The 24,669-nt window shown below is 35.0% G+C and carries 21 protein-coding genes; 12 read left to right on the top strand and 9 right to left on the bottom strand.

Annotation, left to right across the window (positions count from 1 at the left end):
* Nucleotides 1-25: 25 nt before the first annotated feature.
* From rlmF to BOQ64_RS03820, 3 genes are all read left to right on the top strand, one after another.
* Nucleotides 26-946 (top strand): 23S rRNA (adenine(1618)-N(6))-methyltransferase RlmF, encoded by a 921-nt coding sequence (rlmF, locus tag BOQ64_RS03830; protein ID WP_129058360.1) that lies wholly within the window; start codon nucleotides 26-28, stop codon nucleotides 944-946.
* Nucleotides 947-1,136: 190 nt separating this feature from the next.
* Nucleotides 1,137-2,834, top strand: a complete 1,698-nt coding sequence (gene lysS / locus BOQ64_RS03825) for a lysine--tRNA ligase (RefSeq protein ID WP_129058361.1) — start codon at nucleotides 1,137-1,139, stop codon at nucleotides 2,832-2,834.
* Between the two features lie 100 nt (nucleotides 2,835-2,934).
* On the top strand, nucleotides 2,935-4,353 hold the full coding sequence (locus BOQ64_RS03820) for a T9SS type A sorting domain-containing protein (RefSeq protein WP_129058362.1): 1,419 nt from the start codon (nucleotides 2,935-2,937) through the stop codon (nucleotides 4,351-4,353).
* Nucleotides 4,354-4,394: 41 nt separating this feature from the next.
* Here the strand turns inward: BOQ64_RS03820 and BOQ64_RS03815 are convergent, their stop codons facing one another.
* Genes BOQ64_RS03815 through BOQ64_RS03805 form a run of 3 tightly spaced genes read right to left on the bottom strand, consistent with a single transcriptional unit; the run spans nucleotide 4,395 to nucleotide 7,261 of the window.
* Nucleotides 4,395-4,910: a ClbS/DfsB family four-helix bundle protein gene (locus BOQ64_RS03815; protein ID WP_129058363.1), complete on the bottom strand. Its 516-nt coding sequence runs from the start codon at nucleotides 4,908-4,910 to the stop codon at nucleotides 4,395-4,397.
* Nucleotides 4,911-4,916: 6 nt separating this feature from the next.
* Nucleotides 4,917-5,921 carry a cytochrome d ubiquinol oxidase subunit II gene (locus tag BOQ64_RS03810; RefSeq protein ID WP_129058364.1) on the bottom strand — a complete coding sequence of 335 codons (1,005 nt, stop codon included), beginning with the start codon at nucleotides 5,919-5,921 and terminating at the stop codon, nucleotides 4,917-4,919.
* Nucleotides 5,918-7,261, bottom strand: coding sequence for a cytochrome ubiquinol oxidase subunit I (locus BOQ64_RS03805; RefSeq protein WP_129058365.1), 1,344 nt, complete (start codon nucleotides 7,259-7,261; stop codon nucleotides 5,918-5,920). The genes BOQ64_RS03810 and BOQ64_RS03805 overlap by 4 nt, the downstream gene beginning before the upstream one ends.
* Before the next feature lie 234 nt (nucleotides 7,262-7,495).
* Here BOQ64_RS03805 and gyrB point away from each other — a divergent pair, with 234 nt between their 5' ends.
* From gyrB to BOQ64_RS03775, 7 genes are all read left to right on the top strand, one after another.
* A complete protein-coding gene (gene gyrB / locus BOQ64_RS03800; protein WP_129058366.1) occupies nucleotides 7,496-9,430 on the top strand; it encodes a DNA topoisomerase (ATP-hydrolyzing) subunit B in 1,935 nt (644 codons plus the stop codon).
* Nucleotides 9,431-9,511: 81 nt separating this feature from the next.
* Nucleotides 9,512-9,934 (top strand): DUF5684 domain-containing protein, encoded by a 423-nt coding sequence (locus BOQ64_RS03795; protein WP_129058367.1) that lies wholly within the window; start codon nucleotides 9,512-9,514, stop codon nucleotides 9,932-9,934.
* Between the two features lie 495 nt (nucleotides 9,935-10,429).
* Nucleotides 10,430-12,322, top strand: coding sequence for a DUF3857 domain-containing transglutaminase family protein (locus BOQ64_RS03790; RefSeq protein WP_129058368.1), 1,893 nt, complete (start codon nucleotides 10,430-10,432; stop codon nucleotides 12,320-12,322).
* A gap of 2 nt (nucleotides 12,323-12,324) precedes the next feature.
* The gene (locus BOQ64_RS23665; RefSeq protein ID WP_228448132.1) at nucleotides 12,325-12,582 is read left to right on the top strand and encodes a hypothetical protein; all 258 of its coding nucleotides are present in this window, start codon (nucleotides 12,325-12,327) and stop codon (nucleotides 12,580-12,582) included.
* Between the two features lie 152 nt (nucleotides 12,583-12,734).
* Nucleotides 12,735-14,255, top strand: coding sequence for a transglutaminase-like domain-containing protein (locus BOQ64_RS03785; protein WP_228448130.1), 1,521 nt, complete (start codon nucleotides 12,735-12,737; stop codon nucleotides 14,253-14,255).
* 100 nt (nucleotides 14,256-14,355) lie between these two features.
* Nucleotides 14,356-15,183, top strand: coding sequence for an RsiV family protein (locus tag BOQ64_RS03780; protein WP_129058369.1), 828 nt, complete (start codon nucleotides 14,356-14,358; stop codon nucleotides 15,181-15,183).
* Between the two features lie 44 nt (nucleotides 15,184-15,227).
* Entirely contained in the window at nucleotides 15,228-16,079 is an 852-nt protein-coding gene (locus BOQ64_RS03775; protein ID WP_129058370.1) for a diacylglycerol/lipid kinase family protein, read from the top strand.
* A gap of 38 nt (nucleotides 16,080-16,117) precedes the next feature.
* On the opposite strand, the gene BOQ64_RS03770 is transcribed toward BOQ64_RS03775, so the two are convergent.
* From BOQ64_RS03770 to ggt, 5 genes are all read right to left on the bottom strand, one after another.
* Complete coding sequence (locus tag BOQ64_RS03770; RefSeq protein WP_129058371.1) at nucleotides 16,118-16,582, bottom strand: anthrone oxygenase family protein; 465 nt, start codon at nucleotides 16,580-16,582, stop codon at nucleotides 16,118-16,120.
* Nucleotides 16,583-16,593: 11 nt separating this feature from the next.
* On the bottom strand, nucleotides 16,594-17,127 hold the full coding sequence (locus BOQ64_RS03765) for a cytochrome b (protein WP_129058372.1): 534 nt from the start codon (nucleotides 17,125-17,127) through the stop codon (nucleotides 16,594-16,596).
* A gap of 102 nt (nucleotides 17,128-17,229) precedes the next feature.
* The gene (locus tag BOQ64_RS03760) at nucleotides 17,230-17,925 is read right to left on the bottom strand and encodes a helix-turn-helix transcriptional regulator (RefSeq protein ID WP_164975744.1); all 696 of its coding nucleotides are present in this window, start codon (nucleotides 17,923-17,925) and stop codon (nucleotides 17,230-17,232) included.
* 205 nt (nucleotides 17,926-18,130) lie between these two features.
* The gene (locus tag BOQ64_RS03755; protein ID WP_129058374.1) at nucleotides 18,131-19,411 is read right to left on the bottom strand and encodes a dicarboxylate/amino acid:cation symporter; all 1,281 of its coding nucleotides are present in this window, start codon (nucleotides 19,409-19,411) and stop codon (nucleotides 18,131-18,133) included.
* Between the two features lie 186 nt (nucleotides 19,412-19,597).
* The gene (ggt, locus tag BOQ64_RS03750) at nucleotides 19,598-21,286 is read right to left on the bottom strand and encodes a gamma-glutamyltransferase (RefSeq protein WP_129058375.1); all 1,689 of its coding nucleotides are present in this window, start codon (nucleotides 21,284-21,286) and stop codon (nucleotides 19,598-19,600) included.
* 181 nt (nucleotides 21,287-21,467) lie between these two features.
* Between ggt and BOQ64_RS03745 the strand changes: the two genes are divergently transcribed.
* Together BOQ64_RS03745 and BOQ64_RS03740 are read left to right on the top strand one after the other, a co-directional pair.
* Nucleotides 21,468-22,433, top strand: coding sequence for an NAD-dependent epimerase/dehydratase family protein (locus BOQ64_RS03745; RefSeq protein WP_129058376.1), 966 nt, complete (start codon nucleotides 21,468-21,470; stop codon nucleotides 22,431-22,433).
* An 84-nt stretch (nucleotides 22,434-22,517) separates the two neighbouring features.
* Nucleotides 22,518-23,201 (top strand): polysaccharide deacetylase family protein, encoded by a 684-nt coding sequence (locus BOQ64_RS03740; protein ID WP_228448128.1) that lies wholly within the window; start codon nucleotides 22,518-22,520, stop codon nucleotides 23,199-23,201.
* Between the two features lie 196 nt (nucleotides 23,202-23,397).
* On the opposite strand, the gene BOQ64_RS03735 is transcribed toward BOQ64_RS03740, so the two are convergent.
* Nucleotides 23,398-24,603: a metallophosphoesterase gene (locus tag BOQ64_RS03735; protein ID WP_129059638.1), complete on the bottom strand. Its 1,206-nt coding sequence runs from the start codon at nucleotides 24,601-24,603 to the stop codon at nucleotides 23,398-23,400.
* Nucleotides 24,604-24,669: the final 66 nt, after the last annotated feature.

Here is a 24,669-nt window from a genome sequence, read left to right as displayed (position 1 = left end):
TATTCTAAGCCAGAAAAAATAAAAGATGTCCACAGAAAAATCCAGTCTGCACACAAGAAATCTGCATCGTAATCCTTATGATTTTGATCTGTTGATTTCCTGTGTGCCAGAACTGAAACATTATGTCTTTGTGAATGTTCACGGGACAACTACTATTAATTTCAGTCTTCCTGAGGCTGTGAAATTACTCAATAAGGCTTTACTCTTTCACTTTTATAAGGTTAAAAATTGGGATATTCCAGATTCCAATTTGTGTCCACCTATTCCGGGGAGGGCAGATTATGTACATTATATTGCTGACTTGTTGGCGGAACAAAAAGGTGAGATTCCAACAGGAAATTCAATAAAGGGATTAGATGTTGGGGTAGGAGCTAACCTTGTTTATCCTCTGATTGCTCATCAATCTTATGGTTGGACGATGCTTGGGACGGATATTAATGAAGATTCCCTGGAGAATGCCCAGCGTATTCTGGATCAGAATCCGGATTTATCATCAGCAATTCAATTACAGCATCAACCGAATTCCAATCATATATTTAAAGGAATTATAGCTCCTGGAGATCGATTTACATTTTCTATGTGTAATCCTCCTTTTCACGATTCAAAAGAATCAATGATAAAAGGAAATCTTAGAAAAACAAAGAATTTAAATAAAGGAAAGGCCCAGAAAACATTACTTAATTTTGGCGGACAACAGTCGGAGTTATGGTGTGAAGGCGGTGAATTGGCATTTATTAGCAATATGATTACTGAAAGTGTTCAATATTCATCCCAGGTTCTTTGGTTTACCTGTCTGGTTTCTAAAAAAGACAATCTCTATAAGCTGACTACACTTTTAAAGAAAGTAAAAGCTATAGATTTCAAAACAATTGATATGGCTCAGGGACAGAAAGTAAGCCGGATATTGGCCTGGACGTTTGTTCCTAAAAAAGACAGGAAAATATAAAAGTTCAAAACTTACCACTAATATAGTGATAGCTCGAATCCCGAACTTCATACCTCGCACCCCGAATCCCGTACCCCTTATCTCAACCCCTCGTTCCCTACATCTTAGTCACTTTTTAAAATTTCTGAAAAAATCAATTGACGGTCAACTCAAAAATGCCTAAATTTGTACGCTTTTAGAAAAATAAGAAATGCAATTATCAGAACAAGAAATCATTAGAAGAGAAAAGCTGAATAAGCTTACTGAAATGGGGATTAATGCGTTCCCTGCGGATGAGTATACCATTACAGATACTACAGAATCTATAAAACAGGACTTTTCTGAAAGTAAACAGGTGAAGATCGCTGGTAGATTAATGTCCCGCAGAATTCAAGGAAAGGCTTCTTTTGCAGAATTGCAGGATTCTAAAGGAAAAATCCAGGTTTACTTCAACAGAGACGAGATCTGTCCGGGAGAAGATAAAGAATTATATAATGAAGTGTACAAGCACCTTTTAGATATTGGTGATATCATCGGTATTGAAGGGGAATTGTTTACCACTCAGGTAGGAGAGAAGACGGTTTTAGTAAAGAACTTTACGCTTCTTACTAAAGCTTTACGTCCGCTTCCTCAGGCTAAAACAGATGAAAACGGTGTTGTACACGACGGATTTACAGATCCTGAATTAAGATACAGACAACGTTATGTAGATTTAACGGTAAACCCACAGGTAAAAGAAATTTTCGTGAAGAGAACAAAACTGTTCAACGCCATGAGAACTTTCTTTAATGATGCAGGATATTTTGAAGTGGAAACTCCAATCCTACAGTCTATTCCTGGTGGAGCAGCGGCTAAACCTTTCATCACGCACCACAATGCTTTAGATATTCCTTTATATTTAAGAATTGCTAACGAATTGTATCTGAAAAGATTGATCGTAGGTGGTTTTGACGGTGTATATGAGTTCTCTAAAAACTTCAGAAATGAAGGAATGGACAGAACTCACAACCCTGAGTTTACTGCAATGGAAATCTATGTAGCTTATAAAGACTACAACTGGATGATGGATTTCACAGAAAAACTATTGGAATTCTGTGCGATTCAGGTAAACGGAACTACAACTGCTACTTTCGGAGAGCATGTAGTAGATTTCAAAGCACCGTATCCAAGAGTTTCCATGACGGAAGCTATCCTGAAATTTACAGGTTTCGATATCACTGGAAAAACTGAGAAGGAATTATTCGATTTCGCTAAGTCAATCGGAATTGAGGTAAATGAAACAATGGGTAAAGGAAAATTAATTGATGAGATCTTCGGTGAGAAGTGTGAAGGAAACTTCATCCAACCGACTTTCATTACAGATTATCCTGTTGAAATGTCTCCATTAACTAAGAAACACAGAAGCAAAGAAGGTTTAACTGAGCGTTTTGAATTAATGGTTTGTGGTAAAGAAATCGCAAACGCTTATTCAGAGCTTAATGATCCAATTGACCAAAGAGAGCGTTTTGAAGCTCAGATGGCATTATCTGAAAGAGGAGATGATGAAGCAATGTTCATTGATCAGGACTTCTTAAGAGCCCTTGAATATGGTATGCCACCAACATCAGGATTAGGAATCGGTATGGACAGATTAATTATGTTCTTAACGAACAATGCTTCTATTCAGGAAGTATTATTCTTCCCTCAGATGAGACCGGAGAAAGCGGTTCCTCAAATTGAATTAGGTGAAGATGAAAAAGTAATCCTTGAAATCCTTAACTCTCAGGAAGAGGCGATGTCTTTAGCAGAAGTAAAGGAAAGAAGCCAGTTATCCGGTAAAAAATGGGATAAAGCTTCAAAGACTTTAACGAAGAATAATATTGTGAAAGTGGAAAAGATAGATGAAAATCTTCTGATGAAACTTGCATAAGATATACAACATCATAAGTTGAGAAGAGTGAGCATTATGTTCACTCTTTTTTTATTTACAGATAATAGAAAAAGAGTATATTAGCCACAATAAAAACATAATGTATCATGAAAAAAAAATTACCACAGGTATTGTGCTTTATGCGTGCAGTTTACTCAATGCACAAATTTTTCTAAGCAAAGATCTTTCTTACGGCAATAATGGAGAATACATCTATAGTGATAATGGCGGTTATTCAGCACATAAATTTATTGGAGACAAATTAGTAGTTGCCTACAATTACCTTAACATTTCAGGAAATAATAAATATATAAAGTATATTAGATTGAATGCGAATGGTACTCCTGATCTGAGTTTTGGGGCAAATGGTTCATTTGTAGATTCCGGAAGTTTAGGCTCTCCATCAAGTTTATTAGATGCAAATGCTGACTATTTAATTAATTATAGTGATGATAAATATTCAACTGCAGGGCAATATGATACTGCATTTCAAATGAATTGGGCAACGAATGATATTTCTGGCAAAAAATATATATCGATATTGCCGGATGGTAAGATGCTGTTTCGGAAGGATGATAATTTTACAAGAATTTTAGCGAATGGAACTTTGGATACAGGGTATGGAACTAATGGAAGATTATCTACAATAAATTATTCTACAGCTTTTACTTATGGGGTAATCCATAATAATTTTGCATATGAATTTGGTTCTGGAGACTCCAATCTCAATAATTATGGAATAAGAAAACTAAACATTATTACTGGTAGCTTAGACTCCGGTTATGGTAATAATGGGTTGGGGGAAACTTCTCTTATCCCTGCAACGGTAAGAAATTCTATGTATAATGAAACGGATGGTTCTATGCTGAATATGTTAAATGGAAATTCTTCAAACAATAATCAATACTCAATTTCAAAAACAGCATCCAATGGACTTCTTGATACAGTTTTTGGAACCAACGGTGTTTTTATGTTGAATAATGAAATAAATTCTATAGGTTACACTCCTTATTCCAATTTTTATGCAGATAATGGTAACAGATTATTCTTCTTATTAAAATCTGATGCCGGAGATATTACGATTGCTTCTTATTCCTCATCAGGTGCCCTGAAAAATATTAACAATCAACCTGTTTTTAATACCGGAGATAATACTTATATTAATTACAGTTATGGAGAATATCCTAACTTTCAGGTGGTAGGAAATTATTTATACTTTTTCAGTCCTAAAAAAATTACACGTTATATTATCAACGAACAGATACAGACACTTTCTACTACACCAGAAAAATTGAAGAAAACCATAAATGCCACTTTTGAAAATCCATTCAAAAACGAACTTAAATTACAGACTGAGGAGAAGATTAAAGATGTAGAGATCTATGATGAAAGTGGGAAGCTTATTGTAAAAGGAAATACAGCAGAAATGAATACCTCTTCATTGGTAAAAGGAGTTTATTTTATTAAGATAACCACCGTATCCAATCAAATTATATCTAAGAAAGCAATTAAAAATTAAGGATAGCTCTTAATTGATAAGAATAGAAAACCAGTACAGAATCATTCTGTACCGGTTTCTTTTTTCCATTTCCTAAGTTGCGATCTGAAGTTTTTAAAAGGAGCAACCGTATTGATATGTATCCATTTCCAAACAGGCCACTTTGCAGGCGTTGTCGCCCATTTTCTCTGTTCAGGAACAAATAGGGTCTTATGCTCAAGGCTTTCAATCCATAATATAATTTCGTCAACCTGTTTTTGCAGTATTCCTCTTTGTTGATCTAGGCTGTAAGAACCATATTGCTGATAAAAAGACTCATATAACCCCTTTAAATTATTCCATTTGTATTCCGGAGTAGGAGTTTTTACCTCAAGTCCTTTCTTTTCATCAGCTTCCCATTGTAGGAGAAGACGTGTCCAGCCAATCTGATAAGATATATTTTGAGAAGGTGTTTTATCAACACCGGATTTTAACAGATCTTTTTCGTCTTCTTTAATATCTTTGAATTCCTGATCATAAAGGAAATACCTTGTCTTGATCTCTTCAATAAGCTCTGTTTTATCCTGATAACTTTGCATGTATTATTATTTTCTCAGTTTACTGAAAGAAGCCATCAGGTAAAATAAAAACGGAAGAATAAATAACGATCCCAGCATTAAAGCCCAGCCCAGGGCAGCAATTGTCTTGGGAGGTGCCATATGCTCCAGTAATGAAAGATGCTGTCCATTCCCCAATAAGATAATATCCGGATTATGCTGATAAGTAGCCGCCACAAGAATCATCACCATTTGAAAGCCCGCAAGAGCTCTCACAGGAAGTAATTTTTGGTTATTCAAAGCTCTTAAAATAAGCAATAAAGCAACTGTAGCAAAAGCAATGGCCATAATTCCTAATGGTTTTGAGAATACCCACATTAAAAGAGGGACATCCGAAAGGTAAGCAGTAGCAAATACAAGAATTCCTGTAATTACTACAAAAATCATCGTTTGTTTTGATTTTCTGATCATTAATAATAATTCTTCCTTACCACGGGTTTCTCTCAATGAAAAAATAGAGGCAAGATAAGCACACAATGCTACGGTGAATAAACCTACAGAGACTCCAAACCAGTTTAGCCAGCTGAAAATATACAGATCAAGGAAGGTGGTTGCATCAGGGTTTATAGAATGCGATACTGTTGCCGCTGCTATTAATCCAAGGAAAAAAGGAGTTAAAAGACTGGCGTAATAAAATATCTGTGTGTATAAAACCTGCCAGTTATCCTTCACCGCATCATAATGTCTGAATGTAAAAGCTGTTCCTCTTGCAATAATCCCTACTAGCATCAAAACTAGAGGAATATGAAGATAGGTAGACATTGTAGTATAAATCTCAGGGAAGCCCACAAAAAGGATTACAATAGCAATAATCAGCCACATGTGGTTAGCTTCCCAAACAGGAGCAATAGATTCATACATAATCTCCTGTGTTTTATGGCGGGCTTTTTTATTTGTAAAAAGCTCTACAATACCTGCTCCAAAATCAGCACCACCCAGAATAATATAAAGACAGATGGAAAGCCAGAGAAAACCTATAACAATGTAGATCATGATTTTTTGTTTTTATCGTTAAACTGTGGGTCTGTTGGGTCATAAAGCTTAGGAACCATCTGTACCTGTCTTCTTAAAAGGAATACCAGAATTAATGATAATGATATAAATATGGCAGTGAAGAAGTAGAAAGAGTACTGTATTCCCGGCATTGGGGTTACTGCATCTATTGTTCTCATTACACCATAAATGATCCATGGCTGTCTTCCTACTTCAGTAACAGTCCATCCTGCTTCCAGGGCAATATATCCGAATGGGGTAGCGATCAGGAACGTTTTTAATAACCAGTTTTTATTCAGCCATTCCTTTTTAAAGAAGAATGCATACAAGTATACAGCTCCAATGCAGATCATTACCACTCCAAAGAAGATCATAATCTGAAAAGCATAGTGAGTAACGGCTATTGGAGGCCATTCATCCTTTGGAAAGTCCTTAAGACCTTTTACTTCAGCATTGAAATCATTACTTACCAGAAAGCTTAATACCTTTGGGATTTTAATAGCATATTTTATTTCCTCTTTTTCTTCATCAGGAATTCCACCGATTACAAAGGCAGCTCCTTTTTCTGTTTCAAAATGAGCTTCCATAGCAGCAAGTTTGATGGGTTGTCTCTCTGCAACAGATTTCGCAGCCACATCACCACTTAAAGGAGCTCCAAATGCTCCAATTAAAGCAAAACCTACTGCAATTCTGAATGCTTTGGTATGAAATTCCACATTCTTTTTTCGCATAATTAAAAAAGCATGAACTCCGGCTACAGCAAATCCTGTTGCACAAAAAGCGGCAACCGTCATGTGAAGTGCCTGCGGAAACCATGCATCATTAAACATGGCTTTAATAGGATCTATATTAAGATATTGTCCATTAATATAATCAAAACCGGTAGGAGAGTTCATCCAGGCGTTGGCAGCTACTACCAGAATTCCTGATGCCAAACCACTTACCCCTACAAGAAAACCGCAGAACCAGTGAAACCACTTATTGAATTTATCCCATCCATATAAAAAGAAGCCAATAGCAATAGCTTCAATAAAGAATGCTGTTCCTTCCAATGAGAATGGCATTCCGAAGATAGGGCCTGCATGTTTCATAAACCCGGGCCATAAAAGTCCCAACTCAAAAGAGAGCATTGTTCCCGAAACAGCTCCGGTAGCAAACAGGATGGCAACCCCTTTGCTCCAGGCTTTTGTTAATCCTTTATATACTTCATTATTGGTCTTTAGGTACTTCCAATGGGCAAAAGCCATTAGAAAAGGCATCACCATTCCCACACAGGAGAATATGATATGGAAGCCCAGAGAAAGCGCCATTTGGGCGCGGGCAGCTATAAAATCATCCATAATATCAACTTTTCAGTAAATAAATTTACGCATAAATTATTGATGTTGAGTATGATTTAAAACAGTTGATATTTCAGCAATACATTTTAATTTTGAATCTTTTACAGGTTGGCTATTCCTTATGCTTTCTCTAAGAAAACTCTACATTTTTTTGACACTTTTTAACTTTCATAACTCGAAAAAAATCACGATATTTGTAAGTCTTTGCATATAGCAGGATTTTTAATATTTAATATGAGTCAAAAACAATATACAGCTAGTAGTATTCAGGCATTGGAAGGAATGGAGCACGTACGTATGCGTCCTTCAATGTACATTGGTGATGTGGGAGTTAGAGGTCTCCATCATTTGGTTTATGAAGTAGTAGATAACTCTATCGACGAAGCTTTGGCAGGATTCTGCGACACGATCTTCGTTGCGATTAAAGAAGGAAACGGAATCGAGGTTAGCGATAACGGTAGAGGTATTCCGGTTGACTTCCACGAAAAAGAACAAAAATCTGCTCTTGAAGTTGTAATGACGAAAATTGGAGCCGGAGGAAAGTTTGATAAAGATTCTTACAAGGTTTCAGGAGGTCTTCACGGAGTTGGGGTATCGTGTGTAAATGCACTTTCCAACGAAATGATCACTACTGTTTACAGAGACGGGAACGTTTACCAGCAGATATATTCAAAAGGAAAAGCTCAGACGGGAGTAGAAGAGATCGGAAATAGTGATAAAAGAGGTACAAAACAGTTCTTCCAACCGGATGACACTATTTTTACTGAATTAGTTTACAACTACGATACATTAGCAAGCCGTTTAAGAGAGCTTTCTTACCTTAATAAAGGAATTACTATTACTCTTACAGACGAAAGAGAGAAATTGGAAGACGGTTCTTTCAGATCAGAAATTTTTCATTCTGAAGGAGGATTAAAAGAATTTGTTGCCTATATTGATGGAAATCGTGAGTCTATTATGGAACACGTGATTTTCATGGAAGGTGAAAGAGATAATATTCCTGTAGAAGTAGCAATGCGTTACAACACTTCTTTCAACGAGAATCTTCACTCATATGTAAATAACATCAATACTCACGAAGGAGGAACTCACCTTGCAGGTTTCAGAAGAGCTTTAACAAGAACTCTAAAGAAATATGCAGACGAATTGGGACTTCCGGCAAAAGAAAAAGTAGAAATTACAGGAGATGACTTCCGTGAAGGATTAACAGCCGTAGTTTCTGTAAAAGTAATGGAACCTCAGTTTGAAGGACAGACGAAAACAAAACTAGGAAACTCTGAAGTTTCCGGTGCTGTAGATAAAATTGTAGGGGAGATGCTTACTAATTTCTTGGAAGAGAACCCTAATGAAGCTAAAACTATTGTTCAGAAAGTAGTTTTAGCGGCAAAAGCAAGACAGGCTGCTAAAAAAGCACGTGAGATGGTTCAGAGAAAATCTCCAATGGGAGGTTCTGGGCTTCCTGGGAAATTATCTGACTGTTCATCAAAAGATCCGGCAGAATCTGAAATCTTCCTTGTAGAGGGAGATTCCGCAGGTGGAACAGCTAAACAGGGACGTGACAGACACTTCCAGGCTATTCTTCCATTAAGAGGTAAAATCCTGAACGTAGAGAAATCTATGCTTCACAAAGTATATGATAACGAAGAGATCAGAAATATTTATACCGCTCTTGGAGTTTCTGTAGGAACAGAAGAAGACAGCAAGGCATTAAATATGGCTAAGCTGAGATATCACAAGATCGTTATCATGACCGATGCTGATATCGATGGATCTCACATCTCTACTCTTATTCTTACTTTCTTCTTCAGATATATGAAGGAACTTATTGAGAACGGATATATCTATATCGCTCAACCCCCTTTATATCTATTAAAGAGAGGAAATAAAAAAATATATGCTTATAACGAGAAAGAGCGTGAAGAGTTTACTTTGGAAATGTCTCCGGATGGAAAAGGTGTTGAAGTACAACGTTACAAAGGTCTTGGAGAAATGAACCCAGAGCAGCTTTGGGAAACAACTCTTAACCCTGAACACAGAATCTTAAAGCAGGTTACTATTGATAATGCTGTAGAGGCAGACAGTGTTTTCTCAATGCTGATGGGAGATGAAGTTCCGCCAAGAAGAGAATTTATCGAGAAAAATGCGAAATATGCAAAAATTGATGCATAAACGTTTTTAAAATATCACAAAAAAGCTTCTAATTATTTAGAAGCTTTTTTATATTTGGGGTAAATCAAAAAAAATAATAATATGTTAACTCTTTTACAAACAGACCCCTACAATGGGGCAGATGCGGTGTCTGGTGCAGCTGCTGCAGGATTAGGGATTGGATCAATGTTTATAAGCTTACTTGTATATCTGTTTTACGGATATTGTATGTTTAAAATTTTTAAAAAGGCAGGCAGAGAAGATGCATGGGCAGCTTTCGTTCCTATTTATAATGCTATTGTTATGCTGGATATTGTGAAAAAACCAATATGGTGGATTATCTTATTCCTGATTCCGTTTGTCAATCTTTATGCTTCATGGGTAGTCAATGACAGATTGGCGAAAGGTTTTGGAAAAGAAACTCCTCTTTACACCATTTTACTGTTCTTCTTTGGATTCATTTTTATTCCTGTACTGGGACTTGGAAGTGATACCTATGACAGTAAAAGAATCCCGAATGATTAAAGAACAAAATAAAAACTAAAGACTCCGAAATGGAGTCTTTTTTTAATCCAATAATAATGATCTATAGGATTTATTGTACTCTTTTGTAAAATTAATTCTACATGATTTGAATTATAGAAGCCACAATTTATCCTATTTTTGAATTTGCAGACAATATGAAGCTCACCGTTTCATACTAGATTATTTTAATTTTAAATGATTGAAAAGGAATATACATTCAAACCGTCATTTTTGCTTGTATAGAAAACACCCTTTGATTATTTACAGCCTTATATTAAGGTTGATTTAGGATAGTACTTTTGTAAGTATTAGTCGGGGCTCCACATTGTGGAGTCTCTTTATTTCATTTAGATGAGATTTTTAATGTTTATAATAAATTGGTTTTCAGTTTATTAAAATGTATTTATTGTCAAATGTGATTTATTTGCTGTTAATTTATTGAGTTTTATTTAACAATTATTAAGATTTTATTATTTTTGTCGAAGTTTAATAACCATGATGAAAATATTATTTCTTGGGGTACTGTCTACAGCCTCAATGTACTTTGCTCAAAGCTATCCAGCTTCTTCTATTCCAGAAAATTTAAAGAAAAATGCTAATGTTGTTATCAGAAAAGATTTTACAGCAGTTCAGATTAATAAAATTGATGAAATAAGATATCAATACAATACTGTAACTACTGTTTTAAATAAAGATGGTGATGAAAAAGCTGTTGCTTACATTCCTTATGATAAGACAAGAAGTATTTCTGATGTGAAGGTTACTGTTTATGACGAATCGGGAAAGAAAATAAAGAGTTATTCCAAGTCCGATTTCAGTGATTTTGCTAATAATACGCAGGGAGTGTTTTATTCTGATAACAGAGTAATGGTATTTTCCTATACTCCCGTTCAATATCCTTATACAATTGATTTTTCATATCAGTCTCAGGATAAGAACACCATTTTTATTCCGGATTTTATCCCATTTTATTCTACCAACACGTCTTTGGAAGATGCACAGATGAAGATTATCAATACCTCAGGAATTGATCTTCGGTCTAAAATTTATCCATCAAAGTATAACTATGCTTCAGCAGTTGAGAACAGTAATGGAAATGAAAAAAGTTATTCTTACAAAAATGTTCCGGCTATTGATGATATTTCAATGATTCCGGAGCCTGTTAAAATATTGCCTAAAGTAAGTTTTGCCCTTACCAAGTTTAATCTGGCAGGAAAACAGGGAACTTTAAATAGTTGGACAGACTTTGGAACCTGGTATTATAACAATCTTATCGATCCGGTGGCTGTATCCACTCCAACAATTAAAGCTGAGGTTGCAGCCTTACAGCTTCAAGGCTCTGTAGAGGAAAAAGTAAAGAAGATCTATCAGTATATGCAGGCTAAAACCAGATATATATATGTAGGACTGGGAATTGGCGGCTGGCTTCCTATGATGCCGGATGAGGTGCATAAAAAAGGATATGGAGACTGTAAAGGGCTTACCAATTATATGAAGGTCTTATTGAATGAAGCTGGAATTCCTTCCTATTATTGTGTAATCAATTCAGGACTTTCTCAGGTTTCTTTTGATCCAGACTTTCCTAAAATGGGCGGAAATCACGCTATTTTGGTGGTTCCTACAGAAAATGGAAATATCTGGCTTGAAAATACTTCACAACAGACGGCATTTAATCATTTAGGATACAGTACTACAGACAGAAATGTACTTTCTGTAAAGAAAAACGGAATAGAGTTGATTAATACTCCGGTATATTCAGCAGATCAGAATAAAGAAAAGCAAAAACTGAACATAAAGATTGGTGAGGATAACAGTATTACGGGAGAAGGGAATTTTTTATATACAGGAAATCAATATGATAACAATCTTGGATTTGTAAACCTTAACCCAAAAGAAAAGAATGATGCACTGAAAAAAAGGTTTGATGTTTTAAATTTTGAAAAAGTTGAAATGAAAAACTTTACCAACAATAAAGACAAGGCTGTCATTACCTACGATATAGATTTTAAAACTAATAATTACTGTAAAAACGCGGGAAACAGTCTTATCTTCAGAGCTGTTCCTATTTTTTCGGATAGTGTATATAAGACGGATGAAAACCGTGAACTTCCATTTGAAATCAGACAGTCATTTGAAGATGAATATGAAATCAGTTATATGATTCCTAAAGGGTATAAAACCGATGAAACTCCTGATGATATAAGTATTAATTCAGAATTTGGACATTATAAACTTAGCTTTGTGAAAAGTGGAGAAGAGATAAAAGTAAGCAGAAAAATTCAGGTTAATAAAGGAACTTATCCTAAGGAGAAATATAATGACTATGTAAGTTTCAGAAAGAAAATACTCAATATGGATAACTCAAAAATTTTAATCACAAAAATATAAATATGAAAAAAATAGTATTAATACTGATCTGTTCAGCGAATGTTATGGTTGTAAAAGCTCAGAAACATGAGTTTTTGAACCCTCCTAAATTTGCTGATGCGGATCTTTCCAAGACAAAGTCATTATTAGATGAAAATGCTCCCGCGGAAATTCTATATAAATCTGTACATTTTATGGTTGATCATACCATAGGAGAGCTGCATAAAAATATTTTTACAGGATTAAAATCTATGATAAAGATAAAGCTGAAGATTGGTTAAATCTGGAAGTACCTCTTTATCAATCCGGGAGTAATAAAGAAAGCTTAGGGAAGTTCAAAGCCTTTACCTATAATCTTGAAAATGGAACTACAGTTCCTGTAAAAGTTGAGAAAAGTTCACAGTATAAAAGTAAGGAAAGTAAATATGTAAATGTGACGAAATTTGCTTTTCCCAATGTGAAAAACGGTTCTGTACTGGAATATCAGTATGAGATTGTATCCCCATTTTTATACAATATTCCAGAGTTTTTAATTGAATCAGATACACCTTCTCTTTATACAGAATATGTTTTAGATACTCCAATCCATATTTCTTATAATATTAACTATACCGGAGCTTTGGGACCAAAACACAGAATAGTGGAAGAGAAGACTCTTTATGGTACTCAATACAAAACATATAGATTTGGATTTGAGAATGTAAAAGGTTTCAAAGCCGAAAAATTTGTAAGAAATGATAGAAACTACAGAACAAAAGTAAGTGCAGAGCTTCATTCTACAAATTATAAAGAAGTGAAACTTTATTCATCCTCATGGGATCAGATTAGTAAGACTCTTTATGAAAGTGATGATTTTGGTGGGGAATTAAAGAAAACAAGACTGGCTAAAGACAATATGCCTGCAGAGGTGACACAGATGAAAACTGAGCTTGAAAAAGCTAATGCTATATTTTCTTATGTTCAAAAAACATTTACCTGGAACAAAGACAAAGGAATTTATATAGATGATGGGATAAAGAAAATGCTGGATAGCAAAGCGGGGAATGCTGCTGAAATTAACCTTTATTTGGTTATGCTTCTTCGGGAGGCTGGTATTAAGGCAGATCCGGCGGTGATTTCCACTGTAGAAAATGGAATGATTAATCTGGTCTCTCCTAATGTCTCTAATATGAATTTTGTATTGGCATCAGTAAATATTAATGGACATTATCATATGTATGATGCTACTTCCAAGCAGTCTTCCATGGACGAATTGCCTTTAAGAGACTGGAATCAGTATGCTGTTTTATTAAATAAGACTAAAGCAGTGCAGATTGAGATGGTCAATATGAAGCAAAGCAGTACATTCCTGACGGTTGATGCTAAGCTTAGTGATGACGGAAGTATTTCCGGATCTTATTCTGATAAAGATACAGGAACTTTTGCGATGTATGTAAAAGATAATTATGATGAGAACCCAGAAAAATATAAGAAGCAATATAAAGAGAACTTCTCTATAGATTTCACTGGAATTGATTCCAAAGTATTGGATAATGGAGAATTTGAAAGTACAATGAAATTCTCATCATCAGATTTAATAGACAAAGTAGGAAAGAAACTGATCATCAATCCAATGTTATTTTTAAGCAAAACATCTAATGAGTTTGATCAGGCTGATGCCAGAAAATATCCTATTGATTTTGGTGGGCCTACTACAAAAGTTAAAAAAGTAACATTGGAAATTCCAGAAGGATATGTTGTTGAAGAAATGCCCAAAAACAAAAAAATTGTTACTCAGGATAAAGAGATCACATACAGCTATATTTTTGAACAAAAAGGAAATAAGCTGGAAGTAACTACTACGACAAAAGTTTCCAGTGCAGATTATCCTAAAGAGTATTATCCTGCATTCAAACAAATTTGGGAAGTAGCCTCCAAGCAGGAAAATCAGGTTATCAGCTTAGTAAAGAAATAATTGCGGGTTGTTTGTAACCTTAATTTTAATTTTTTTGAATAAATTTTTAAAACCATTCATCTTTTGAATGGTTTTTGTATTGAATACTAAAAATTAAAATATGAAAAATACGGTTGCCGTTCTTGCACTTTCTTCATTCTTTGTTTTTACTGCCTGTAAGAAAACCGAAGCAGCAGCAACATCAACGGAGAAAACTGAAAATAAAAAATCTGAGGAATTTATGGTAGATTCCGTTACAATAAAAGATTCTACAAAAATTACTGATTCGCTAAAGCTTACTTATACTTCCAAGCTATTGGTATTTCCAACGATAAAGGATAAGACGCTTTTAGACAGTATTTATTTTCAGAATGATAAAATAAAAGACTTTTCTAAGGCTGGTCTGCAAACTTATCTGGAAAGTGAAAAAAATAACTATTTCAACTCTGTTAAAAAAGACAGCAAGGATTGGGCTTCAGATATTACCTACGCTCAGGATTGGTACTCAAGTTCCCATATGAATCTTGTATCCAATACCAATGGATATATTCATATTCAGTATACAGGAAGTGGTTATGAAGGAGGTGCACATGATAATTATGGTTTTTCAGAAAGAATTTTTGACCTTAAGAATAATAAGAAGTTGGAATTAAAAGATATTACTTCCACTCCAAAAAATAAACTTGAAGCCATGCTGATGAAAAACATCAATAACATCAACAGTGGAACTATGGATGGAGACGGAAGTGTGAAAAACTCAGAAATGTTACTGGTAGAAAAGATTCCAGCCTCAGATAACTTCTATTTTGATGATAAAAACCTGTATTTTCATTACAGTCCATATGAAATTGCAGCATTTGCCGCAGGAGATATCACGATTCCTATTTCATGGGAAGAGTTGAAAGGAACCTTAAATGCAGAATTTAAAGAAAGAATGAAAATTAAATAACTTAATGCTTCCGGGTTCAGGAAGCATTTTCTATTTTTGCGGTAATGGAAAAAGTAGCTTTTATCATCAATCCTTTTTCGGCCAAAAAGAATTATCAGCCGTTTTTGAATGAACTTAAAAATAAGGTGGGTAATCCTTTGTATTATGTCTCTGAATCTATTCCGGGCACAGACGAATTCATCAGAAAACATTTTGATGAAGTGGATATTTTTGTTGCAATTGGTGGTGATGGAACTATTTCTACTGTAGCCAAGAATTTGATTTCTACCGATAAGATCCTGGCGATTTTCCCTGCTGGTTCAGGAAATGGGTTTTCCAATGAAACCCGATTCAGTAAAAATCTGGACGAGCTATTAGAAAAAATAAAAGCTAAACAATCCAGAAAAATAGATACTTTTACGGTTAATGACAGGCTTTCAATTAATGTTTCAGGAACAGGATTTGACGGGAAAGTGGTAAAAGAGTTTGAAAAAACAAGTCGCGGTTTCAAAAATTATATCAAAGTTTCTTTGAAGACCTTCTTTAACTATAAGCCGATCAAGGTTACCTTTTTTGATGAAAAATATAAGCAGTACAACGGCAGGTATCTGATGCTGAATGTTGCCAATACCCGTCAGTTTGGAAATAATGCTTATATCGCTCCTAAGGCAAGTAAAAGCGATGGGTTGGTAGATATGGTTCTGGTGAAAAAATTCCCTCTTACCTATTCTGCATTGTTTGCATTCAGAATGTTTACAAAAAAATTAAAGGATGATGAGTATGTAACTTATCTTCCGGTTTCAGAAATTTCATTTAAAGTAAATACCAAAAACTGGCATCTTGATGGTGAATTTAATAAGATAGAATCGCCGGTTCATGTGAAAGTACAACCGGCGAGTTTAAATATTTTGGTCTAGTTTGAAAACTATGTAATGAGTTTTTAACTTTAGGGATTTTATTTTTGAGCTTTTTTAATAGCGATCCCACAAAATAAAATGGACAATATTGCTAATAATGTTCTTAAGATGTGTAATAATTCCCATCTTTTTAATTCCTGAGCAACATGTTCTATTGGTATCGTTTTAGAAGCCATTGCTGTATTAGCCGGCATAAAATATAAGAAGAACATAATCAAAATCACTACATTACAAAGCAGGTTATAGAACCATAAATTTTTGGTATTAAGCTTTTGTTTGTAGGCAATAATATATGTTGATATTGAAATTAATAATGGTATAGCTTCCAAAGGTAACATAGTTAGGCCAACCGACTTAGAATTGGATGAAAACCAAACTAAAAATTCTTCAGCAGTTATTTTTTGCCAGAAAGGAACCAATACAAATAAGATAACGCTACATCCTCCAACAAAAAGAGAGTGTGTAATTAAAGAAAGTATTGGTAAGTATGAGTCTTTTTTCATGTGATTTAATTTTAAGGTAAAATTCTTTTTAATGTATTTTCTTTATTTTTCAAATAATGATTAATAACACCTCCAATGTGTACTGTCAGTAAAATGATCAGTAATATTGCTAATACTCTGTGAGTAATAAGTGGGGGAATAGTAAGTTTCTGAGGGATGAGTGAAGCATCAGAGTTTTGTATAGCTATTGTAAAATTACCCATTATAAGAGTTGCTAATCCTGAAAAGCATAATAGAATAAGTAAATAATAAAAAGAAGTCTCTACACTTACAACCAATTTATTATGGAGAGAGTTCCCGGTTTCTAGCTTCGGGGGCCTTTGATGTCTAAAGAAAAATAGAGTTCGAATTAAAGTAAGCACAAAAATCAAAACTCCGGAAAATATATGGACCTTTAATAAATTGAGTTGTATTTCTTTGTTCATTTCCTGCATGAGAAAACCTGTAGGAATCAGTAAAATGATTAGAAATAAGCTTAGCCAGTGTATGATAATGGTTCCTTTGCTGTACTTTTTTGAAAGATTGTTCTTAATAATTTTTTCCATTTTATACTTTTCGTCTTTTTTCTGAAAGCTTCTTTATCTTATCTGTTGCAGATTTTGAAAGCTGTGTTTTGTTTTATGGCGAAAGTATAAATAGTTTAAACCTTAAAATTGTAAAAAACGGAAATTAGGAATTTCTTTACGGATGTTTTTGGGAGATTGCCCTGTTATATCTTTAAATTCATGATTGAAATGCGCCTGATCAAAATAATTATTATCATGAGCAATTTGTGTTAACGAATTTTCGGAGTTCCTCATTTGATAGGCAATTTGCTTCATCTTAACCACGCGAAAATATTCTTTTGGTGAACATCCGATATATTCATAAAAATGATTTCGCAAAGTACGGTCGGAAACTTCTAATTGTTTTGAAAGTTCTGCTATTTCAATATGTCCACAATTCAATTCTATCAAATCGATAGCTTGGGTGATAAGGGGTAAATCACGGGTAAGAATATTCTCTAGAAATACATTCTCCATTGCATTGAACATCTCTTCTGTATTGGATAATAGATGTACTTTTTGCATAAATTCTTTGGCAATAGTGCCAAATAGCTCTTCTGTATTGATTAACCATGGGAGTTTGTTGATTGGTTTTTTAGTAAAATACGCAAGCCCGAAAGGTCTTATATGAGCCCCTAAAATTTTTATCCTGTCAGTAACAGGTTTTACATTTATTTTTTGAGTGGAGATTCTTGAGATAGCAGTATTGATTACTTGGTGTTTATTTAATGTATCATTGACAACCATAAATGGGTGTTCAAAAAAATAACCGATTGTTATCCGTGGAAATGGAATCATAAACTCGGGTTCCTCGGTAAGTTGAGATATTGGAATATCAATAAAGAAATAATATTCAATAATTTTGGATAGAAATAGATTTTCAGGTCTTCTGAATGTGAAATGATCATTTTGGATGTCCATATTCTATTTACGATTGCTTGTTAATAGTATTTGTTCTCTTAAATCTTTTAGTAAGACCTTTGAATGATTGTTTCTGTAAAAATCAAACCTCCAGTTTTTTTTCAATTTCTTCAGGGTGATTAAGACAATATTGTAACTGCTCTTTATCCAGTTGCTTTTCCCAGTTTGCCACTACAACAGTAGCTACAGAGTTTCCGATAACATTGGTTAAAGCACGGCATTCACTCATAAATTTATCAATTCCTAAGATAAGTGTCATTCCTGCAATGGGAATTTCCGGAACCACAGCCAATGTTGCTGCCAATGTTACAAAACCTGCACCGGTAACACCAGCTGCACCTTTTGAACTTAACATGGCTACTAAAAGAAGCATCAGCTGTTTTTCAATAAGAAGATGGATGTTCAGTGCCTGTGCTATAAACAGAGAAGCAAGCGTCATATAAATATTAGTTCCGTCAAGATTAAAAGAATAGCCTGTAGGAACCACCAGACCTACAATCGTTCGGGAGCAGCCTGCTTTTTCCATTTTTTCCATAATTCCCGGAAGGGCAGATTCCGATGAACTTGTTCCCAAAACCAAAAGCAGTTCTTCTTTAAGATAAAATAACAGTTTAAAAATGTTGAATCCGTTATACCATGCCACTGCTCCCAGAACCAAAACCACGAATAGGAAAGAGGTAATATAGAAGGTAGCCACCAAAAATATAAGATTCAAAACAGAATGTAATCCATATTTTCCTATGGTAAACGCCATGGCTCCAAAAGCACCAATGGGAGCAAGTTTCATCAGGATATGCACAATTTTGAATATCGGAGCAGACAGATCCTGAAGAAAATCAGTGACTTTCTGGCTTTTTTCTTTGGTTAAAACCAGTGCAACCCCCATTAAGATGGCAACAAGAAGTACCTGAAGAATATTGTCACCTACCAAAGGGCTAAAAAGTGTTTCTGGGATAATATTCATAATGAATCCTGTAAGGGTAGATTCATGAGCTTTCTCCTGATATTCGGATACATTTCCTGAAAGAGTGGCCGGATCAATATTCAAACCATGACCAGGCTGTAAAAGATTTCCTACTACCAGACCAATAATAAGGGCCAGGGTAGAGAAAGTAAAAAAATAGATCATCGCTTTTATAGCAATTCTTCCTACTTTTTTGAGATCAGTCATATGGGCAATTCCCAGGGTAAGAGTAATGAAAATAACCGGAGCAATAATCATTTTTACCAATTTAATAAAACCATCTCCAAGAGGTTTCATCTTTTCTCCCAGTTCAGGATAGAAATTTCCAAGTAAAACACCTGCACTAATTGCGATGATAACCTGAAAATAAAGCTGATTGTAGATTTTTTTTGCTTTCAATGAACAGTCGTTTTGTTTTTTTTATGGGCGAAAATTAAGAATTTTCATCTGAAAAACTGACAAAAGTCATGAAAATTAACCTGTGTGCTAAGATCTGATTGGTGTAAAAAGACTTCGGCTTCATTCTTGGAAAACAAAACTGTCCATAGAATGAAGCCGAAGCTATATTGTTGATGAAGTAAATGATTATTCCACTGCTACAGAATCATCTCCACGCCCGTCTGCTACGGCATGAATGTTTCCGTTTTCGTCAAGGACAATCACTTCTGTTTTACCAATTTGTTTTACCTTTTCAAAATTGTAATTTTTCTTTTTAAGTTCATTAATAGTGCTTTCAGGGAAGTTGTTTTCCACTTTTATGGTTTCCGGAAGCCACTGATGGTGAAATTTCGGAGCATTTACAGCAATATTAGCGTTTTGCTTAAAGTCAACTACATTTACAATAGACTGGTATACCGAAGTTGGAATTGTAGTTCCTCCCGGAGTTCCCACTACCATATAAGGTTTTCCATTTTTCAGTAAAATAGTAGGTGTCATGGATGAAAGCATTCTTTTGTTAGGCTGAATAGAGTTGGCTTCTCCACCTACAGCCCCAAACATATTTGGAACTCCTGGTTTGATAGAGAAGTCATCCATTTCATTATTTAAAAAGAAACCTGCTCCGGTAACCAATACTTTACTTCCGTAGTATCCATTCAGGGTAGTGGTTACAGAGGCTGCATTTCCATCCTTATCAAGTACAGAAATGTGAGTCGTCTGAGTTGATTCTTTAGGCTGTTCTATGATTTTTCCAACTTCTGAACTTGGAGTAGCCTTATCAAAACTGAAGCTTTTCCATCTTCCTTTTAAATAGTCGTCAGAAATCAGATAAGAAGTTTTATCCTGAATGAAATCCGGGTCACCCATATATTCTGCTCTGTCTGCAAAAGCTCTTCTTTCAGCTTCTGTCATAATTTGAACAGCCTGTGATGAGTTTTGCTGGTATTTTTCAAGATTTTCAAAGCTGGCCATTCTCAGCATCTGTGCAAGAAGTAGTCCACCGCTGGAAGGTAAAGGCATTGAAACTACATTGTTTCCTTTGTATTCAAATTCCAGGGCTTTCCTTTCTGCAACTTTATAATTTTTAAGATCTTCTGAAGTAATGATTCCGTTTCCTCTTTTCATCTCAGCGATCAGAAGGTTTGCTGTTTTACCTTCATAAAAGCCTTTTGCACCCAGTTTTTGGATCAGTTTTAATGTTTCTGCCAGATCTTTCTGTACTAAAAGATCTCCTGCTTTCCATGGAGTATCCTTTACAAAAACGATAGCTGATTGATTATGTTTCTTAAAATGCTCCTTATTGTTATTAAGCATATCAGCTTCCTGCTCAGTAATGGCAAATCCCTGTTCTGCCAGATCAATAGCAGGCTGGATGATCTTTTCCATCGGAAGTTTACAGTATTTCAACGTTGCAAAGAATCCGGCTACACTTCCCGGAATACCTACTGCCAGACGCCCGTTTTGAGATAAATCCGTGTTGGCTTTTCCGTTTTTATCGAGATACATATCTCTGGAGGCTTTTTTAGGGGCTGTTTCTCTGTAATCCAGTGTGAATTTTTCACCATTATTTTTTACACCTACAAGAAATCCACCACCACCAATGTTTCCTGCTTGCGGATACACCACTGCCAAGGCATATTGGGTAGCTGTAATGGCATCATAAGCATTTCCGCCCATTCTAAGGACTTTTGCTCCTGCCTCACTTGCCAGTGGATGTGCAGAGACCACTACACCTTTATTCTTAACCTTTACCTCTTTTACGATGTTGATATCTGTGAACTGGGCCCAGCTAAGCTGGCTGGCTAATATAACCGAAGCAATTAAGATCTTCTTCATAATGATTGTTTTTCTTATAACAAAAATATAGAAATTTTTTGTGAATAGTTATGGACTGTCATTCAAGGAAATGATATGAATAATTTTATATAACAATTAGGAGTAATATTTTAAATACACCTTTATTATTATGGGTGACATGTTTTTTTTACTTTTGTACAATTCTAAAAAAATCTAAAAAATGGAATCCTATACGGAAAGAATACTGATTACAGGTGCTTTGGGACAAATCGGCACCGAGCTTACCAATAGACTTGTTGAAATTCACGGAGCGGAAAATGTTGTTGCTTCCGGTTTAGACAGATGGCAGGAAGGAATTACTTCTGCAGGTCACTATGAGAGAATGGATGTTACCAATACTCAATTAGTAAGACAGGTCATTAAAGATTATGACATCACTACAGTGTATCACCTGGCGTCGCTTTTATCCGGAACTTCGGAAAAGCAGCCTATTTTTGCGTGGAAACTGAATCTTGAACCTCTTCTTCATTTTTGTGAAATGGCAAAAGAAGGGCTTCTTAAAAAGATCTTCTGGCCAAGTTCTATCGCGGTGTTCGGAAAAGGAATTCCAAAGCATGATGTGGGACAGGATGTAGTATTGAACCCAACAACTGTTTATGGGATCTCTAAGATGGCAGGGGAGAAGTGGTGTGAATACTATTTCGATAAATATGGGGTGGATGTAAGAAGTATCAGATATCCTGGATTAATCTCATGGAAGACTCCGGCAGGTGGTGGAACAACCGATTATGCTGTTGAGATTTTCTACAAAGCAATTGAAGATGGTAAGTATACAAGCTTCATTTCTGAGGACACCGGAATGCCAATGTTATATATGGATGATGCCATCAATGCAACTCTGAAATTAATGGATGCTCCGAAGGAAAGTGTAACCGTTCGTTCATCTTATAACTTAGGAGGAATGTCATTTACTCCAAAAGAATTGGCAGAAGAAATCAAGAAAGAAATTCCGGATTTCAGCATAGATTATAACCCGGATTTCAGACAGGCAATTGCTGATTCCTGGCCAGCTTCTATTGATGATTCTGTAGCTAAAAAAGATTGGGGACTGACTTATGATTTCGGAATTTCTGAAATGACGAAAGACATGATCAAGAATCTTAAAGTAAAATTAGCTAAGGATTAATAATGTAAAGTAATACTTTAATTAAGTATTGCTTTAACGTTTGATTTTTAATTTATTATAACTTTTATCTAAAATCTAATTTAAATGGTATTATTAACTTTCAACATTACAAGTATTGAAGCTGAAGCCAAAAATGTCTCTCAGATTACCAATGATGAAAGGTTGAAAATTACCGAAGAGAATACAAAAGCGATTCTCAGAATTTTAGATATTCATGATATTAAAGCAAGTTTTTTTGTAGAGGTTTCTCTCACTGAAAAACTGCAGAATCTTATAAAAGCAATTTCATCCAAAGGGCATGAAATTGCTTTTTATAATCAAGGTTCAAATCTTGAAGAAATTGAAAATGCAAAGAAGAATATTCAGGATCTTCTGGAAAAACAAATTAGGGGAATTCGTCAGAAAGACGTAAAGATTTCGCAGGAAAGTCTGAAGCTTCTGGAGTTTAATTATGTGTCCAATATAGACAATGCCAATATCCTTTTTCCGTTCAAACGTCTGAAAAGAGATACTGAAATTACAGAAGAAGATGGGCTGAGTATTGTGCCGGAAAGTATCTCTCCTTACAGTCAATTGCCTTATAATGATTTTGTATTTCAGATTCTGCCTATGAAGTATTATCAGAATATGGTGTTGGAAACATTGCAGAATGAAGAATTTGTTCTGATCTATCTTAATGCATGGCAGTTTACCGATTTCAAGAAATATCGTTTTGATATTCCATTTTACCGAAGCTTATTTTCGGGTAAAAAATGGAGGACAAATTAGATGCCCTCCTTACTTTTCTTAACGGGAAAGATATGGCTACCTCCCGTATGAAAGATTATATTTTTTAGGTAATAGATGTTAGATATTAGGTTGCAGGAATTAGGAAAGAACTATTTCTCAAAAGGAAAGATATTTTATTTCTTAATTGCTAATTAAATATTAAACTTAAAAAACTCGCATCCCGAACCCCGTACCTCTAACTCAGTTCAAAAAGAGTAATCTCTGGAAGAACCCCAACTCTTCCCGGATATCCCAATACTCCAAATCCTCTGTTGACATACAGTAATTTTCCTTCACTCTCATAAAGATCAGCCCATTTAGGGTAACGATACTGAACAGGTGACCATTTTACATTTTTAAGATCCAGTCCAAATTGCATTCCGTGGGTGTGTCCTGAAAGGGTTAAATGGATGTTTGCAGGGTGTTTTTTTACCACATAATCAAAATGGGTAGGATCATGGCTCATCAGGATCTTTGTAGCTGATTCCGGAACTCCTTTTAAAGCATCGTCAATTTTACCAAATTGAGGAAACGGTTTTAATCCCCAGTTTTCAACTCCAAGAATGTATATTTTCTCCCCATTTTTCTCAATTACTCTATGCTCGTTTCTTAACATATCAAATCCTGCTTGTTTTTCATAGCTGATCAGAGTGTCAAGGTTTTCTTTCTTGGCATTAGAGGAAGTCCATGTCACATAATCTCCATAATCATGGTTTCCTAATACTGCAAACTTGCCATCTTTAGCCTTAATTTGTGAAAATAAAGGAATAAATGGTTTGAATTCATCAGCTACATTATTTACCATGTCTCCTGTAAATAAAACGAGATCAGGTTTTTGTTCGTTAATCAGATCAACGGCGTGTTGTAATTTACTTGGATCAGAGAAGCTTCCACTGTGAACATCAGAGATCTGAATGATTTTGTATCCTTTAAAGCTTTTTGGGAGATTAGGGAATTTTACTTTTACTCTTCTTACCTTGTGACGGTATTTCCCAAACGTAATTCCGTCTATGAAAAGAGCTGAAAGGACTCCACTCATTCCAAGTCCCACCAGGCTCAGAAACTTTCTTCTTTCAGGAAAGAAGTTTTCTGTAGGTTTTGCAAAACCTACTAAATAACCTCCGGTTCTGATAATATCATCAATTAATAAAAACAGAACCACGAAGATTTTTGGAAGAATAAAAATCAAAAACAATGAAATCATGATCTGAGCTCTTGCTGTACTTCTGTCTGATCTTTGGAAGTGAGAAACTTCATAGGCAAAAATTCCATACACAGCTAATGATATCACCCAGTAACCGATCCTGATCCAGGAATTATCGGTAAGCGTTCTGATAGCCTGATAAATATACACTTCCAAAAACAGGAAGATTCCAGCGATAATTAAAAGATTCTTTTGCATGTTCTGATAAAAAAAGCACAAAGAATAACTTCCCTGTGCTTTTATATTTTTTTTGTTTATTAAATA

The sequence above is a fragment of the Chryseobacterium sp. CH25 genome (assembly GCF_004119455.1).
Classification (GTDB): Bacteria; Bacteroidota; Bacteroidia; order Flavobacteriales; family Weeksellaceae; genus Chryseobacterium.
This window is presented reverse-complemented; position numbering and strand designations above follow the sequence as displayed.

What these genes read in the sequence shown, in the direction of transcription:
- BOQ64_RS03760 (WP_164975744.1), bottom strand. Translation starts at nt 17,925, where the DNA reads ATGATTCCATTTCCACGGATAACAATCGGTTATTTTTTTGAACACCCA.
- lysS (WP_129058361.1), top strand. Translation starts at nt 1,137, where the DNA reads ATGCAATTATCAGAACAAGAAATCATTAGAAGAGAAAAGCTGAATAAG.
- ggt (WP_129058375.1), bottom strand. Translation starts at nt 21,286, where the DNA reads ATGAAGAAGATCTTAATTGCTTCGGTTATATTAGCCAGCCAGCTTAGC.
- BOQ64_RS03810 (WP_129058364.1), bottom strand. Translation starts at nt 5,921, where the DNA reads ATGATCTACATTGTTATAGGTTTTCTCTGGCTTTCCATCTGTCTTTAT.
- BOQ64_RS03775 (WP_129058370.1), top strand. Translation starts at nt 15,228, where the DNA reads ATGGAAAAAGTAGCTTTTATCATCAATCCTTTTTCGGCCAAAAAGAAT.
- rlmF (WP_129058360.1), top strand. Translation starts at nt 26, where the DNA reads ATGTCCACAGAAAAATCCAGTCTGCACACAAGAAATCTGCATCGTAAT.
- BOQ64_RS03805 (WP_129058365.1), bottom strand. Translation starts at nt 7,261, where the DNA reads ATGGATGATTTTATAGCTGCCCGCGCCCAAATGGCGCTTTCTCTGGGC.
- BOQ64_RS03765 (WP_129058372.1), bottom strand. Translation starts at nt 17,127, where the DNA reads ATGGAAAAAATTATTAAGAACAATCTTTCAAAAAAGTACAGCAAAGGA.
- BOQ64_RS03745 (WP_129058376.1), top strand. Translation starts at nt 21,468, where the DNA reads ATGGAATCCTATACGGAAAGAATACTGATTACAGGTGCTTTGGGACAA.
- BOQ64_RS03770 (WP_129058371.1), bottom strand. Translation starts at nt 16,582, where the DNA reads ATGAAAAAAGACTCATACTTACCAATACTTTCTTTAATTACACACTCT.
- BOQ64_RS03815 (WP_129058363.1), bottom strand. Translation starts at nt 4,910, where the DNA reads ATGCAAAGTTATCAGGATAAAACAGAGCTTATTGAAGAGATCAAGACA.
- BOQ64_RS23665 (WP_228448132.1), top strand. Translation starts at nt 12,325, where the DNA reads ATGAAAAAAATAGTATTAATACTGATCTGTTCAGCGAATGTTATGGTT.
- BOQ64_RS03795 (WP_129058367.1), top strand. Translation starts at nt 9,512, where the DNA reads ATGTTAACTCTTTTACAAACAGACCCCTACAATGGGGCAGATGCGGTG.
- BOQ64_RS03790 (WP_129058368.1), top strand. Translation starts at nt 10,430, where the DNA reads ATGATGAAAATATTATTTCTTGGGGTACTGTCTACAGCCTCAATGTAC.
- BOQ64_RS03820 (WP_129058362.1), top strand. Translation starts at nt 2,935, where the DNA reads ATGTATCATGAAAAAAAAATTACCACAGGTATTGTGCTTTATGCGTGC.
- BOQ64_RS03735 (WP_129059638.1), bottom strand. Translation starts at nt 24,603, where the DNA reads ATGCAAAAGAATCTTTTAATTATCGCTGGAATCTTCCTGTTTTTGGAA.
- BOQ64_RS03740 (WP_228448128.1), top strand. Translation starts at nt 22,518, where the DNA reads ATGGTATTATTAACTTTCAACATTACAAGTATTGAAGCTGAAGCCAAA.
- BOQ64_RS03780 (WP_129058369.1), top strand. Translation starts at nt 14,356, where the DNA reads ATGAAAAATACGGTTGCCGTTCTTGCACTTTCTTCATTCTTTGTTTTT.
- gyrB (WP_129058366.1), top strand. Translation starts at nt 7,496, where the DNA reads ATGAGTCAAAAACAATATACAGCTAGTAGTATTCAGGCATTGGAAGGA.